The sequence below is a fragment of the Sphingomonas sp. SORGH_AS_0438 genome (genome assembly GCF_031453475.1).
Classification (GTDB): Bacteria; Pseudomonadota; Alphaproteobacteria; order Sphingomonadales; family Sphingomonadaceae; genus Sphingomonas.
The window spans coordinates 2,458,237-2,472,934 of record NZ_JAVIZS010000001.1; the positions used below are offsets into that span (position 1 = coordinate 2,458,237).

General features: G+C 69.2%; 11 protein-coding genes. 3 read left to right on the forward strand and 8 right to left on the reverse strand.

The features are described from left to right. From QE452_RS11545 to QE452_RS11555, 3 genes are read left to right on the forward strand one after another with little or no spacing between them, the layout of a single operon-like run. Positions 1-2,244 (forward strand): xanthine dehydrogenase family protein molybdopterin-binding subunit, encoded by a 2,244-nt coding sequence (locus QE452_RS11545; protein ID WP_309657720.1) that lies wholly within the window; start codon positions 1-3, stop codon positions 2,242-2,244. Positions 2,245-2,268: 24 nt separating this feature from the next. Next, positions 2,269-3,198 (forward strand): XdhC family protein, encoded by a 930-nt coding sequence (locus QE452_RS11550; protein ID WP_309657719.1) that lies wholly within the window; start codon positions 2,269-2,271, stop codon positions 3,196-3,198. After that, a complete protein-coding gene (locus tag QE452_RS11555; protein WP_125992883.1) occupies positions 3,195-3,824 on the forward strand; it encodes an NTP transferase domain-containing protein in 630 nt (209 codons plus the stop codon). The genes QE452_RS11550 and QE452_RS11555 overlap by 4 nt, the downstream gene beginning before the upstream one ends. Here QE452_RS11555 and QE452_RS11560 read toward each other — a convergent pair. The 8 genes from QE452_RS11560 to scpA form a co-directional block, all read right to left on the reverse strand. Next, on the reverse strand, positions 3,793-4,998 hold the full coding sequence (locus tag QE452_RS11560) for an ABC transporter permease (protein WP_309657718.1): 1,206 nt from the start codon (positions 4,996-4,998) through the stop codon (positions 3,793-3,795). The genes QE452_RS11555 and QE452_RS11560 overlap by 32 nt on opposite strands. A gap of 175 nt (positions 4,999-5,173) precedes the next feature. After that, entirely contained in the window at positions 5,174-5,896 is a 723-nt protein-coding gene (locus tag QE452_RS11565; RefSeq protein ID WP_309657717.1) for an ABC transporter ATP-binding protein, read from the reverse strand. Continuing rightward, positions 5,886-7,262 carry an efflux RND transporter periplasmic adaptor subunit gene (locus tag QE452_RS11570; protein ID WP_309657716.1) on the reverse strand — a complete coding sequence of 459 codons (1,377 nt, stop codon included), beginning with the start codon at positions 7,260-7,262 and terminating at the stop codon, positions 5,886-5,888. Before QE452_RS11570 ends, QE452_RS11565 begins: the two co-directional genes overlap by 11 nt. Continuing rightward, entirely contained in the window at positions 7,262-8,737 is a 1,476-nt protein-coding gene (locus QE452_RS11575; RefSeq protein WP_309657715.1) for an efflux transporter outer membrane subunit, read from the reverse strand. The genes QE452_RS11570 and QE452_RS11575 overlap by 1 nt, the downstream gene beginning before the upstream one ends. 108 nt (positions 8,738-8,845) lie before the next feature. Beyond that, complete coding sequence (locus QE452_RS11580) at positions 8,846-10,828, reverse strand: biotin carboxylase N-terminal domain-containing protein (RefSeq protein WP_405052800.1); 1,983 nt, start codon at positions 10,826-10,828, stop codon at positions 8,846-8,848. 270 nt (positions 10,829-11,098) lie between these two features. Next, complete coding sequence (locus tag QE452_RS11585) at positions 11,099-11,344, reverse strand: hypothetical protein (protein WP_309657713.1); 246 nt, start codon at positions 11,342-11,344, stop codon at positions 11,099-11,101. Then, positions 11,341-12,378, reverse strand: a complete 1,038-nt coding sequence (bioB, locus tag QE452_RS11590; RefSeq protein ID WP_206433054.1) for a biotin synthase BioB — start codon at positions 12,376-12,378, stop codon at positions 11,341-11,343. Before bioB ends, QE452_RS11585 begins: the two co-directional genes overlap by 4 nt. A 49-nt stretch (positions 12,379-12,427) precedes the next feature. Next, complete coding sequence (gene scpA / locus QE452_RS11595) at positions 12,428-14,644, reverse strand: methylmalonyl-CoA mutase (protein WP_309730065.1); 2,217 nt, start codon at positions 14,642-14,644, stop codon at positions 12,428-12,430. Positions 14,645-14,698: the final 54 nt, after the last annotated feature.

Sequence of the window (14,698 nt, forward strand, 5' to 3'; positions counted from 1 at the left end):
ATGCTCGAATCGATCTTCGGCCAGGGCGACCATAACAGCCTGACGGTGGACAAGCCGCATCCGGACAGCCTGCTCGACACGGGCGTCCAGGGGCTGATCTCGCGCCCACTCGACCGGGTGGACGGACCGTTCAAGGTGTCGGGCACCGCCACCTATGCCGCCGAATACAAGATCGACAATCTTGCGCATGGCGTGCTGGTCGGGGCCAAGATCGGCCACGGCTCGGTCAAGTCGATCGACGCCTCGGCGGTCAAGGCGATGCCGGGCGTGATCGACGTCATCACCGACTACGACACCTTCATCCGCAACCCGCAACAGGGCGGCGAGACGACCGCCCCGACCCAGGGCGTGAAGGAGGTCGGCTATTTCGGGCAGATCGTCGCGATCGTGCTGGCGGAAAGCTTCGAGATCGCGCGCGACGCGGCGCAGCGGCTGCACATCGAATATGACTATGCCGCCGGCGCCTATGATTTCCAGGCGAACCGGGACGCGTCGGATACGCCGCCGGATGCGCAGATCCCCGCGCATTACACCCAGGGCAATGTCGACAAGGCGATGACCCAGGCGCCGGTGACGATCGAGTCGACCTATGTCACGCCCAGCCAGAATTCGGCGGCGATGGAGCCCCATGCGTCGATCGCCGTGTGGAACGACGATGCGCTGACGCTCTACGGCTCTTACCAGATGCCGACCTCCGACGCGCAGCAGCTCGCCAAGTCGCTCGGCATCAGCGCGAAGAAGGTGCGGATCATCGCCCGCTATATCGGCGGCGGCTTCGGCTCGAAGCTCGGCATCGCGCCCGAAAGCGTCGCGGCGGCGATCGCGGCGAAGCGGCTCGGCCGCCCGGTCAAGGCGGTGATGGCCCGGACCCAGGTGTTCGACGCCACGGTGCGCCGCTCCAACACCGAGCAGCGCGTGCGTCTCGCCGCCGGCAAGGACGGCAAGCTGACCGCGATCGGTCACGACTCGCTGACCTCCAACCTGCCGGGCGAGGATTATTTCGAGCCCGTCGGCATCGGCACCCACTTCCTCTATCGTGGCGAGAACCGCTCGATCACGCACGACATGGTGCCGCTCAACCTGCTGCTGTCCGGCTCGATGCGCGCGCCCGGCGAAGCGGTCGGCATGATCGGGCTGGAATGCGCGATGGACGAACTGGCGGAGAAGCTGGGCTTCGATCCGATCGACCTGCGCAAGGCGAACGATATCGACACCGATCCGGAAAAGGACATCCCCTTCTCCTCGCGCCAGCTCAGCCGCGCGCTCGAGGTCGGTGCGGAGAAGTTCGGCTGGGACCAGCGCAATCCCCGCCCGGCGCAGCGGCGCGAGGGCGAATGGCTGATCGGCATGGGCGTCGCCTCCGCCGCCCGCGCGAACATGTTGCAGCAAAGCGCCGCCAAGGTGGAAATCCATGCGGACGGTAGCGCCACCGTATCCTCGGCGATGACCGATATCGGCACCGGCAGCTACACGATCCTGGCGCAGATCGCGGGCGAGATCCTGGGCATCCCGGTCGAGAAGATCCGCATGTCGCTGGGCGACACCAATGATCCGCCGGCCGCCGGTTCTGGCGGCTCCTGGGGCGCGACCTCGGCGGGATCGGCGGTCTATCTCGCCTGCGAGCTGCTGCGCGACAAGCTGGCCAAGGCGATGAAGGTCGATCCGGGCGAGCTGACGCTCAAGGACGGACAGGCGATCGGCGCCAATCGCTCGGTCCCGCTCGGCGAGCTGGTCGGACAGGGCATGGAGGCGACCGGCGAGATCAAGCCGGGCAAGATGGAAAAGTCGATGACCCAGGCCTCCTTCGGCGCGCATTTCGCCGAGGTCGCGGTCAATGCCGTGACCGGCGAGGTGCGGGTGCGCCGGATGCTGGGCGTCTTCGCCGCCGGTCGCGTCCTGAACGCCAAGACCGCACGCTCGCAATGCCTGGGCGGCATGACCTTCGGCATCGGCGCGGCGCTGACCGAGGATCTGATCCACGACCAGCGCAACGGCAAGCTGGTGAACCGCGATCTCGCCGAATATCATGTGCCGGTGAATGCCGACGTGCCGCAGCTCGAGGTGCATTTCCTCGACGAGCGCGACATCTACGCCAACCCCATCCATGCCAAGGGGATCGGCGAGCTGGGCATTTCCGGCGCGGCCCCGGCCGTGGCGAACGCGGTCTACAATGCCTGCGGCGTGCGGGTGCGTGAGTTCCCGATCACCTGCGACAAGTTGCTGGACGGCCTGCCCGCGCTATGACGATCCGAAGCGACAGGGGTCAGCATGGCGGAGAATGACAGCGTCCTCGCGGCGGCCAGGGCCTGGGCGGGCGAGCCGCTCGCCCTCGCCACCGTCGTCTCGACCTGGGGCTCGGCCCCACGTCCGCGCGGCAGCCACATGCTGGTGCATGGGGACGGCCGGTTCGAGGGATCGGTCTCCGGCGGCTGCGTCGAGAGCGACATCCTCCAGACCGCCGCCGAGGTGATCGCCGGCGCGCCCTTCCAGGTGCGCCGCTACGGCGTCGCGGACGCCGCCGCCTGGGAAGTCGGCCTGCCCTGCGGCGGCGAGATCGCGGTGATGGTCCAGCCCGTCTCCGCCGAGGGGTTCGATCCCGAACTGTTCGACCGCATCGCCGATGCGCGCGAACAAGGCGACTCGCTTGCCGTCCATACCGATCTCGGCACCGGCCATTCGAGCGAGCGGCCGCTGGAGACGGGCGAGGTCTTCATCAACCGCTACGATCCGCCGCGCCGGCTGCTGATCGTGGGCGCGGTCCAGATCGCGCAGAGCCTGGCCGCGCTCGCCCGCACGCTCGGCATCGAGGTGGTGGTGATCGACCCGCGCGCCCGCTTCCTGACCGAGGAGCGCTTCCCCGGCGTCACGCTGGACGATCGCTGGCCGGACGAGGCGGTCGCCGCCTATCGCCCCGGCCCCGCCACCGCCGTGGTGACGCTCAGCCACGACATCAAGATCGACGATCCGGCGCTGATCGCAGCGCTGGGGAGTGAGGCCGGCTATGTCGGTGCGCTCGGCAGCCGGCGCAGTCATGCCGCGCGGCGCGAGCGGCTGGCCGCGGCGGGCCTTTCGGCCGAGACGATCGACCGTGTCGACGGTCCGGTCGGCATCGACATCGGCGCGATCGGGCCGTCGGAGATCGCCTTGTCGATCGCCGCCGCGATGATCGGGGCCTTTCATGACAGGGCCAAGCCATGATCCGCGTGGAGACCACCGTCCTCATCCTGCTCGCCGCCGGCCGGTCGAGCCGCTTCGGCGATATCGGCTCGAAGCTGGACCAGGAATTTCTCGGTCGCCCGCTCGGCCTGCATGTCGCGGTTGCGCTGGAATCGATGCCGTTCCAGGAGCGGCTGGCGATCGTCAACGGCAGCGCGCTGGATTACAGCCGCCACGGCTTCACCGTCATCCACAATGACGATCCGGGCGATGGCATGTCGCGATCGATCCGGCTGGGGGTCACCCGCGCTCGCGAACAGGGGGCGGAGGCGGTACTGATCGCGCTCGCCGACATGCCGCGCGTCACCGCCGCGCATATCCATCGCATGTACGATGCGGTCGACGGTCCGGCCGCGGTGGTGTCGTCGAGCGACGGGATGGAGCCCAAGCCCCCGGCGCTGTTCGGCCGCGACTGTTTCGATTACCTCATGACGCTGACCGGCGAGCGCGGCGCGGCGGATATGGTGCGGCGCGGCCGCCATGTCGTCACCACACCGGCCGAACTGATCGACGTCGACACGGCCGAGGAACTGGAACAGCTACGCGCGCTGGTCCACGACCCCGCCGCGCACACCATCATTCATGCCGGAGCGCGTCGATCGGGTTGAGCGCCGCCGCGCGCCGCGCCGGAAAATAGCCGAACACCACGCCGATCACCGCCGAGATGGCGAAGGCGATCAGGTTGATCTGCGGATCGAACGTCCACGGCACTTGCATCAATGGCACCAGCGCCAGGATGACGAGCTGCGCCAGCGCCAGCCCGATCAGGCCGCCGAGACAGGACAAGGCCACCGCCTCGACCAGGAACTGCATCAGCACCTCGTTCGCCACCGCGCCGATCGCCAGGCGGATGCCGATCTCGCGCGTCCGCTCGGTCACCGACACCAGCATGATGTTCATGATGCCGATGCCGCCGACCACCAACGAGATGGCGGCCACCGCCGCGACGATCCGGGTCAGCATCGTCGTCGTGCTGGTCAGCGTGTCACTGATCTGCTTGGTGTCGAAGATGTTGAAATCATCGTCCTTGCCGCCGGTGATATGCCGCCGCTCGCGCAGCAGGTCGGTGATCGCCGCCTGGACCGTCCCGGTCGAATAGGCCTGGTTGACGCCGACCAGCATCAGGCGGATGTCCTGCGTGCCGGTGAAGCGGCGCTGCACCGCCTTGATCGGCATCACCACCACATCGTCCTGGTCGCCGAACCCGCCCTGCCCGCGCGTCGACAGCACGCCGATCACGTCGCAGGTGATGTTGCCCAGCCGCATCCGCTTGCCGACCGGATCGTCGGTGCGGAACAGGTTCTGGCGCACGGTATTGCCGATCAGGCACACCGCCTTGCCCGCCTCCTCCTCCGCCGGGGTCCAGTATCGGCCCGCCGCCAGCGGCCAGGGCTGCACGGTCAAGAAGGCGCTGGTCGTGCCGTTGATCGTGGTCGACCAGTTCGCGCCCTCATAGATGGCGGTGGCGGTGGCGCTCGCCTGGGGCGCGACGGCGGTGACGCCGGCGACCTGGTTGGCGATGGCGGTCACGTCCTCCGGCTTGAAATCCGGCGGACGCGGACCGCCGCCGCCGCGCCCGAAGCCCTGGCCGGGGCGGATCTGCAGCACATTGGTGCCCAATGCCGAGATCGACGCCTGCACGGCGGCGGTGGTCGCCTTGCCCAGGGTCACCATCGTCACCACCGCGCCGACGCCGATGACGATACCCAAGATCGTCAGGAAGGATCGCAGCAGGTGCCGGCGGATCGAGCGGAGCGCGAGGACGAGCGTGGTGCCGAACATCAGGAATGCGCCTCGGGTACGCGACCTTCCCCCCACAACCCGTTCCCCGGCGAAGGCCGGGGTCCAGTTGGGAAGGCCGTGGTAACGGCGCGCTGCCCACTATCATGATCGTCCCCCAACTGGGCCCCGGCCTTCGCCGGGGAGCAGTAAGGTTTGGAAACAGCACGAACCACCCTCACGCCTCCACCGCCGCGCCCTGGCGGTGCTGCGCCTCGATCCGCTCGACCAGCCCGTCCTTGAAATGGACGACGGTGCGCGCGAACGCCGCCATGTCGGGTTCGTGCGTCACCATCAGCACGGTGATCCCCGCGTCGCGGTTGAGGCCGGTGAGCAGTTCCATGATCTCCACCGACCGTTCGGAATCGAGATTGCCGGTCGGCTCGTCCGCCAGCAGCACGTCGGGCTCGGTCACGATCGCGCGGGCGATCGCGACGCGCTGTTGCTGGCCGCCCGACAATTCGGCCGGCGTATGGTCCCACCAGCGGTCCAGCCCGACCTTGGCCAGCGCCCCCATGCCCAGTTCGCGCCGCCGCGCCTTGCTTTCGCCGCGATAGAGGAGCGGCAGCTCGACATTCTCCAGCGCGGTGGTGCGCGACAGCAGGTTGAACCCCTGGAACACGAAGCCGAGATATTTGCGCCGGAGCAGCGCGCGCTGGTCGCGGTCCAGCGTCTCGATATGATGCCCCCGGAACAGGAACTCGCCCGCCGACGGCACGTCGAGACAGCCCAGGATGTTCATCGTCGTCGACTTGCCCGATCCGGAGGGACCCATCACCGCGACGAAATCACCTTGCTGGATGTCCAGGTCGACACCCTTCAGCGCCTGGAACTGGGTCGCCCCCGATCCATAGACCTTGCGCACGCCGCGCAGCCGGATGAGCGGGGCGTTATCGGCCACCCGCACCCCCGCCGCCGCGCCGACCGCCGCCGTTGCGCCCGCCGCCGGCCGAATCGTCGCCGGTCGCCAATTGCCCGGTGATCACCTGCGCGCCCGGCTTCAGGTCGCCGCCCAGCACCTCGGTCATCGTGCCGTCGGTGTCGCCCGTGGTGATCTGCACCGGCTGCGGCTGGCCGTCCGCGCCCTTCACATAGACGGTCTGGGTCGCGCCCCGGCTGACCCGCGCGGTGCGTTCCGGCCGGTCGCGGCGCGGGCGGAAGGTCAGCGAACCGGCAATGCCGCCCCCGCCGCCGCCGGAACCGGCCTGCGGCTTGAAGCGCAGCGCCGCGTTCGGCACCAGCAGCACGCCCCGCTTGTCCGACGTGATGATGTCGGCGGTCGCGGTCATGCCCGGCCGCAGGATCAGCTGCGGATTGGCCACGGTCAGGTCGGCGGCATAGCTGACCACCTGTCCCGTCGTCGCGGTGGTGCTGGCGGTCGTGCCGGACGCGGTCGCGCTGCTCACCGTCAGGTTCGACCCCAGGTCGACGCGGGTGATCTGCGCCGGGAAGGTCTGGCCCGGATAGGCGTCGACCGTGAAGCTCGCCTTCTGCCCCAGCTTGACCGCGCCGACATCCGCCTCGTCGATCGCGACCTCCAGCTTCATGCGGGTCAGGTCCTCGGCGATCACGAACAATGTCGGCGTGTTGAACGAGGCGGCGACCGTCTGGCCTGGATCGACCTGGCGCGCCAGCACCACGCCCGACACGGGGCTGCGGATGATCGCGCGGCTGCGCTGCGTCTGCGACTGGGCGAGCTGCGCCTGCGCCGCCTCGACATTGGCCTGGGCCGTGCGCAGCGCCGCCACCGCGCGCTGGGCATTGGCGCGGCCGGTCTGGAGCTCGGTGGCCGAGGGCACGCGGCCGTTCGACAGCTTGTACACTTCCTCCAGCCGGGCGAGCTGCGCATTCGCCTCCGACACGGTGGCGCGCGCCTGGGCGACCTGCGCCTGGTTGGCGGCGAGCTGCGCCTGGCCGGCACGGATCTGGTCGTCGATCTGCTCCGGATCGATCAGCGCCAGCGCCTCGCCCGCGCGGACGCGATCGTTGACGTCGACCACCACCTTGGTGACCAGGCCCGACAGCTGCGATCCGACCGTCACCTGGTTGGTCGGGGCCAGCTTGCCCGTGGCGGAGACGCTGACGGTCAGGTTGCCGCGCTTCGCCGCCTGGGTCGAATAATTGGGCGCTTCCTTCGCGCCGAAACAGCTTTTCAGCAGCAGGGCGAGCAGCACCACGCCGATCGCCACCACGATCCATTTCACATAGCGCCGCCACGGCGCGACCGGCTTCACGCCCAGGAATTCGTCGGTCGTCTGGTCGGCCATCAGCGCGCCTCGTTACCGGCGCGCGGCGGCGCCTCTGGAATGGTGGTCGCGTCCCAGCCGCCGCCGAGCGCGACATAGAGCGCGATCTGCGCGGCGGCGGCGTCGGACCGTGCCTGGGTCAGGCCGTTGCGCGCGGAGAGCAACGCCGCCTCCTGCTGGTTGAGCGTAGTGAAATCGGTCAGGCCGGAGCGATACTGGCTGCGGCTGAGGATCGCGGAGGTGTTGGCGGCATCCAGCGCGACGGTGAACTCGCGTGTCCGCGCCTGCGCGGATTGCAGCGCGGCGATGGCATTCTCGATATCCTCCAGCGCCAGCAGCACGGTGCCGCGATAATTGGCCAGCGCCACGTCGGTCGCCGCCTCCTGCGTGCGCACCTGGCTGCGCAGCCGGCCGCCGTTGAAGATCGCCTGGGTCAGGCCGGCGAACAGCCCGCCGGTGATCGCATCGCCGATATTGCCGATCGAGGTGGAATTGGTGTTGATGTTGCCCGTGATCGCCAGCGCCGGATAGAGCGCCGCCTTGGCCACCCCGATCCGCGCCGTCGCCGCCGCCAGCGCCCGCTCGGCCGAGCGGATGTCGGGCCGCTGGCGCAGCGCATCGGCGGGGATGCCGACGCCGATCACGGCCGGCGCGACCGGGATCGGCCGCACCGCCGCCAGCTGCGCCTTGAGCGCGCCGGGGGCTTGGCCGGTCAGCACGCCGACGCGCGACACGGCGGCGTTATATTGCTGTTCGAGCTGTGGAATGGTCGCGGCGGTCTGCGCCCGCTGGCTGCGCGCCTGTTCCTGGTCCAGGCTCGACACCAGCCCCGCCTGCACGCGGAAACCGGCGATCTCCAGATTGTCGTCCTGAATGGCCAGCGACGCGCGCGCGTTGGCAAGCTGCGCCTGATAGGCCCGGGCGAGCACGTAATTGCGCGCGATCTCGCTCTCGACCGAGAGCAACACCGTGGCATAGTCGAAGCCCGAGGCCTCGTACTGCGCGCGGCTCGCCTCGACGGTGCGGCGGACCTCGCCGAACAGCCCGACCTGATAGCTGGCGGACAGGCCGACCGAGAAATTGTTGGTGCCGCCGCCGCCGGTGTCGACCACCGTGCCGTCGGGCAGCGTAAAGGACCGGCCGCCGCCGCGCAGATTCTCGTTGCGCTGGTATCCGGTCGATCCCGACACGGTGGGCAGCAACGACGCCCGGCTCTGCACCAGCGCCTCGCGCGCTTGGCGCAACCGGCCGATCGCCTGCGCGACATCGGTGTTCGCCGCCGCGCCCTGCTCCACCAGGGACCCGAGCATGGGGTCGTTGAAGCGCGTCCACCAGCGCGTCAGATCCTCGCGCGTCGGCGGGGCGGTAACGGAATAAGCGTCCGGCACGCCCAGATCGGCGGCGCTGCGCGGCGTATAGTCGGGGCCGACCGAACAGCCGGCCAGCGCCGTGGCAGCGATCAGGACGGACGGGGCAAGAGCGCGGAAACGCGGCATATGTGTAGGAGATGGCCAACACACCTCCGCCTGTCCAGCGCAATTATGTCGCAGTCTGTCGCGGCTGTCACAATCCTCCCCCGCGATGCAGGGGAGGATGCGATCCCGCTATTCCAGCTCCAGGATCACCTGGTCGACAGCCAGGCTGTCGCCGGCCTTGGCCTCTATCACCTTGATCACGCCGGATTTCCCCGCGCGCAAGATATTCTCCATCTTCATCGCCTCGACCACGGCGAGCGGCTGGCCCGCCTCCACCCGGTCGCCGGCCGCGACGTCCAGTCGCACCAGCAGGCCCGGCATCGGCGCGATCAGGAAGCGCGACAGGTCGGGCGGCACCTTCTCGATCAGATGTGCCGCATAGGGGGCGATCCGCGCCGGCAGCACGCGCGCGACATGCAACGCGCCCCGCGCGCCCAGCTTGAAACCGCTGCGCACCGGCTCGATCCGCACGGCGAGCGCCGTCTCGCCCGCCTCCACCTGCACCAGCCGGTCGCCCGGCGTATATTCCATCGCGAAGTCGATATCCGCACCGTCGACCAGGATGCCGTCGGTCGACACCGTCACCGCATGATCGGCCCCGCCGATCCGCACCACCCAGTCGGCAGGCGGGCGCAGCCGGCTGCCCAACTGCCCGTCGATCCGCCGCGCCCGGTCGGCCTGCGCGGTGGCGGCGAAGGCGGCGGTGGCGGCGAGGATGCCGAGCAGGTCCGACGAGGCCGGGGCGCCGGTGAAGCCCTCCGGATATTCCTCGGCGATGAAGCCGGTGGTCAGCGCGCCCGCGCGAAAGCGCGGATGCTGCATCAGCGCCGACAGGAAATCGAGATTGGTGCCCGGCCCCTCGATCACGAATTCGTCCAGCGCGGCGACCTGCGCGTCGATCGCCTCCTCGCGCGTCGGGGCCCAAGTGACCAGCTTGGCGATCATCGGGTCGTAGAACATGCTGACCTCGCCGCCCTCGACCACGCCGTCATCGACGCGGACATAGGCGTCGCCCCCCACCCCCGCATCGGCGAAGGGCGTGGCCGCATAGGGCGCGGGCGCATCGGCCGGCGGCGCATAGCGGACCAGCCGGCCGATGCTCGGCAGGAAGCCGCGATACGGGTCCTCGGCATAGACGCGATTCTCGATCGCCCAGCCGTTCAGCCGCACGTCCTCCTGCGCGAAGGCCAGCGTCTCGCCCGCCGCGACGCGGATCATCTGCTCGACCAGGTCTAGGTCGGTGATCGCCTCGGTCACCGGATGCTCGACCTGAAGCCGCGTGTTCATCTCCAGAAAGTAGAAACCGTCGCCGCTGGTGTCCGCGCCCGACACGATCAGTTCGACCGTACCGGCCGAATAATAGCCGACCGCCCGCGCCAGCGCGACCGCCTGCTCGCCCATCTTGCGGCGCATCGCGGGGCTGACGAAGGGCGACGGCGCTTCCTCGACCACCTTCTGGTGGCGGCGCTGCACCGAACATTCGCGCTCGCCCAGATAGACGATCGTGCCATGCTGGTCGCCCAGCACCTGGATCTCGATATGGCGCGGGCTTTCGATGAACTTCTCGATGAAGACGCGGTCGTCGCCGAACGACGCCAGCCCCTCGCGCTTGGTCGCCTCGAAGCCTTCGCGGACATCCGCCTCGCTCCAGGCCAGCCGCATCCCCTTGCCGCCGCCGCCGGCCGACGCCTTCATCATCACCGGATAGCCGATCTCGGACGCGATCCGCACCGCTTCGTCGGTATCGGCGATCTCGCCCAGATAGCCGGGCACGACGTTGACGCCGGCGGCCTTGGCCAGCTTCTTCGACTCGATCTTGTCACCCATCGCGGCGATCGCGTTCGGCGGCGGCCCGACAAAGGCGATCCCCGCCTCCGCACAGGCCCGCGCGAAGCTCTCGCGCTCGGACAGGAAGCCATAGCCGGGATGGATGCAGTCGGCGCCCGTCTCCTTGGCCGCCAGCAGGATCAGCTCCGCCTTCAGATAGCTGTCCGCCGCCGGCGCCGGCCCCAGCCGCACCGACTCGTCGGCCATCAGCACATGCGGGCTGCGCGCATCGGCATCCGAATAGACCGCGACCGTCGCGATCCCCATCCGCTTCGCCGTGCGCATCACCCGACACGCGATCTCGCCGCGGTTCGCGACCAGGATCTTCTTGAACACTGCCCTCTCCCAGTTTCTTGTCATGTCATCGCGGCAGAGGCGACGACCCTGCGGAACGCCGCATCACCATCCTGGTGCAGGCGACACCCGTGCCGGAGTCGGCGCGACACTCCCGTTCAGCTCCACCCCGGCGAAGGCCGGGGTCCAGTTACGGATCGATCCTGATACGTCACCGGCGTCTCCCCAACTGGATCCCGGCCTTCGCCGGGATGGCGGCCGTTACCATGACGCCTTCGACAGCACGGGCCGGCGCCACGCCTGGCCAGCCAGCACCGATGTCGCCACAAGGAACAGGAGCGACACCGGCCCGTAAAATCGCACGAACGGCGCGGCACAGGCGCGCGCCGCTGCGCCCAGACCATGACAGCGCATCGCCTCCTGATCGGCCAGCACCAGCATGACCAGGCCGTAACCGGCCCAGGCCGCCAGCAGGGCAACCGGGATGACGATACGCCGCTTCGTCACTCCGCCGCCTCGCACACCCGCTGGCGCATCGGCTCCTCCGCCACCATTGGCCGCACGCCCAGCTTGGCGAACAGCGCGGCGTCGGCGCTGTCGCCGCGATTGCCGGCGGTCAGCAGCTTGTCGCCGGTGAAGATCGAATTGGCCCCCGCCATGAAGCACAGCGCCTGGGTCGATTCCGACATGCTCTCGCGCCCCGCCGACAGGCGCACCATGCTCATCGGCATGGTGATGCGCGCCACCGCGACGGTGCGGACGAACTCGATCTCGTCGATCCGCGCCAGCGGCGTGTCGGCGAGCATGTCGCCCAGCACCGTGCCCTTCACCGGCACCAGCGCGTTGACCGGCACGCTTTCCGGATGGCGCGGCAGGGTGGCGAGCGCATGGACGAAGCCGACCCGGTCCGGTCGCGTCTCGCCCATCCCGACGATGCCGCCGCAGCAGACGTTGATGCCGGCCTGACGGACATTCTCCAGCGTATCCAGCCGCTCGCCGAAGCTGCGGGTGGTGATGACCTCGCCGTACCGCTCGGGCGCGGTGTCGATATTGTGGTTGTAATAGTCCAGCCCCGCCTCGGCGAGCTGCGCCGCCTGGGCCGGGGTCAGCATCCCCAGCGTCATGCAGGTCTCCATCCCCATGCCGCGCACGCCCTGGATCATCTGGATGATCGCGGGCATGTCGCGGTCCTTGGGATTGCGCCACGCCGCACCCATGCAGAAGCGCTGCGACCCCGCGTCGCGCGCCTCGGCCGCGCGCTGGAGCACCGACTGCACCTCCATCAGCTTGGTCGCCTTGACCCCGCTGTCCGCCGCCACCGATTGCGAGCAATAGCCGCAATCCTCCGGGCAGCCGCCGGTCTTGATCGACAGCAGCGTGCACATCTGCACCTCGGACGGCGCATGGTGCGCGCGATGCACCGTCTGCGCCCGGTACATGAGTTCGTCGAACGGCAGGTCGAACAGCGCGGCGATCTCCTCGCGCGTCCAGTCGTTGCGGGTCGTCGCTTCGGTTACCGTCGTCACATCAAGCCTTTCCATCATCGGCTGCGGTCCTTGTCCGCGCCAGCCCGCGCCTGCAAGCGCGCCGTCACGCCGCCGCATCCTCGGGCGGCATATTGTGGCCGAGCAGCCGCAACACCTCCTCGGCGGCCTTCACCAGATTGGTGCCGGGGCCGAAGATCGCCTGCACGCCCGCGTCGCGCAGCGCCTGGTAATCCTGGGCCGGGATCACGCCGCCCGCGATCACCTTGATGTCGGCGCGCCCGGCGTCGCGCAGATGCCCGATCAGCTCGGGGATCAGCGTCTTGTGCCCCGCTGCCAGGCTGGACGCGCCGACCACGTCGACATCCTCCGCCAGCGCCAGCGCCGCCGCCTCGGCCGGGGTCTGGAACAGCGGACCGGGCACCACCTGGAACCCCAGGTCGCCGAACATCGAACTGACCAGATTGGCGCCGCGATCATGCCCGTCCTGCCCCATCTTGGCGACCAGCATCCGGGGCCGGCGGCCCAGCCGTCGCTCGGTCGCGGCGACGCCCTCCTCCAGCCGCGCCCAGCGCGCGTCGTCCTGATAGGCGCCGCCATAGATGCCGCGCACCGGCGTGGGCTGGGTGCCGTAGCGGTCGAACGCCACCTCCATCGCCGCCGAGATCTCGCCCAGCGTCGCGCGCGCCCGCGCCGCCTCGACCGCCAGCGCCAGCAGATTGGCCGTGCCCCCGGCCCCGTCGCGCAGCGCGGCGATCGCCGCCTGGCACGCCGCTTCGTCGCGGGACGCGCGCACCTGCTGGATGCGGCGGATCTGCGCCTCGCGCACCGCATGATTGTCGACGTCGAGGATGTCGATCGCATCCTCGTCCTTCAATCGGTACTTGTTGACGCCGACGATCACGTCCTCGCCCCGGTCGACCCGCGCCTGGCGCGCCGCCGCCGCTTCCTCGATCATCGCCTTGGGCCAGCCGGCGGCGACCGCGCGCGCCATGCCGCCCTCGCGCTCGACCCGCTCGATGATCTCCCACGCACCGTCGACCAGCTGCTGGGTCAGGCTCTCGACATAATAGCTGCCGCCGAGCGGATCGACGACCTTGGTCATCCCCGTCTCCTCCTGCAGCACGATCTGCGTGTTGCGCGCGATCCGGGCGGAGAAGTCGGTGGGCAGCGCGATCGCCTCGTCCAGCGCATTGGTGTGGAGCGACTGGGTGCCGCCCAGCATCGCCGCCATCGCCTCGATCGTGGTGCGCATGACGTTGTTGTACGGGTCCTGCTCGGTCAGCGACACGCCCGAGGTCTGGCAATGGGTGCGCAGCATCTTGGACCGCTCGTCCTTCGCGCCCAGTTGCGTCATCACCCGGTGCCACAGCACCCGCGCCGCGCGCAGCTTGGCGACCTCCATGAAGAAGTTCATGCCGATCGCGAAGAAGAAGGAAAGGCGGCCCGCGAACTTGTCGATGTCCAGGCCCGAGGCGACGCCGTATTTCACATATTCCATGCCGTCGGCGATGGTGAAGGCCAGCTCCTGGAGCTGCGTCGCCCCCGCCTCCTGCATGTGATAGCCGCTGATCGAGATGCTGTTGAACTTCGGCATCTCGGCGCTGGTATAGGCGAAGATGTCGGAGATGATCCGCATCGAGGGTTCGGGCGGGTAGATATAGGTGTTGCGGACCATGAACTCCTTGAGGATGTCGTTCTGGATGGTCCCGTCGAGCAGCTTGCGGTCGACGCCCTGTTCCTCGCCCGCGACGATGAAGAAGGCGAGGATCGGGATCACCGCGCCGTTCATCGTCATCGACACCGACATCTGGTCGAGCGGGATGCCGTCGAACAGGATCTTCATGTCCTCGACCGTGTCGATCGCCACGCCCGCCTTGCCGACATCGCCGACCACGCGGGGATGGTCGCTGTCATAGCCGCGATGGGTGGCGAGGTCGAAGGCGACCGACAGCCCCTTCTGCCCCGCCGCCAGGTTGCGGCGATAAAAGGCGTTCGATTCCTCGGCGGTGGAGAAGCCGGCATATTGGCGGATCGTCCAGGGCCGCCCGGCATACATGGACGCGCGCACGCCGCGCGTGAACGGCGCGAAGCCCGGCAGGCCGGGATCGGTCGTCACATCCTCGGCCGTGTAGAGCGGCTTGACCACGATCCCCTCGGGCGTCGTCCAGTCGAGATCGCGCCCCTTCACCTCGCGCGCGGCGGCGGCGGCCCAGGCGTCACGCGTCGGCGCAGGGCTAGGCTCGGGCAGGTCGCGCTTCGGCGGGGCGACGCCGGCATCCTCGCCGGTATTGATGTCGATCGGGGGGGTGGGGTCGGTCATGCGGGGTTCCGGTCGACGGGGATCAGAATGGGGAAATCAGGACAGGTCGCGGCG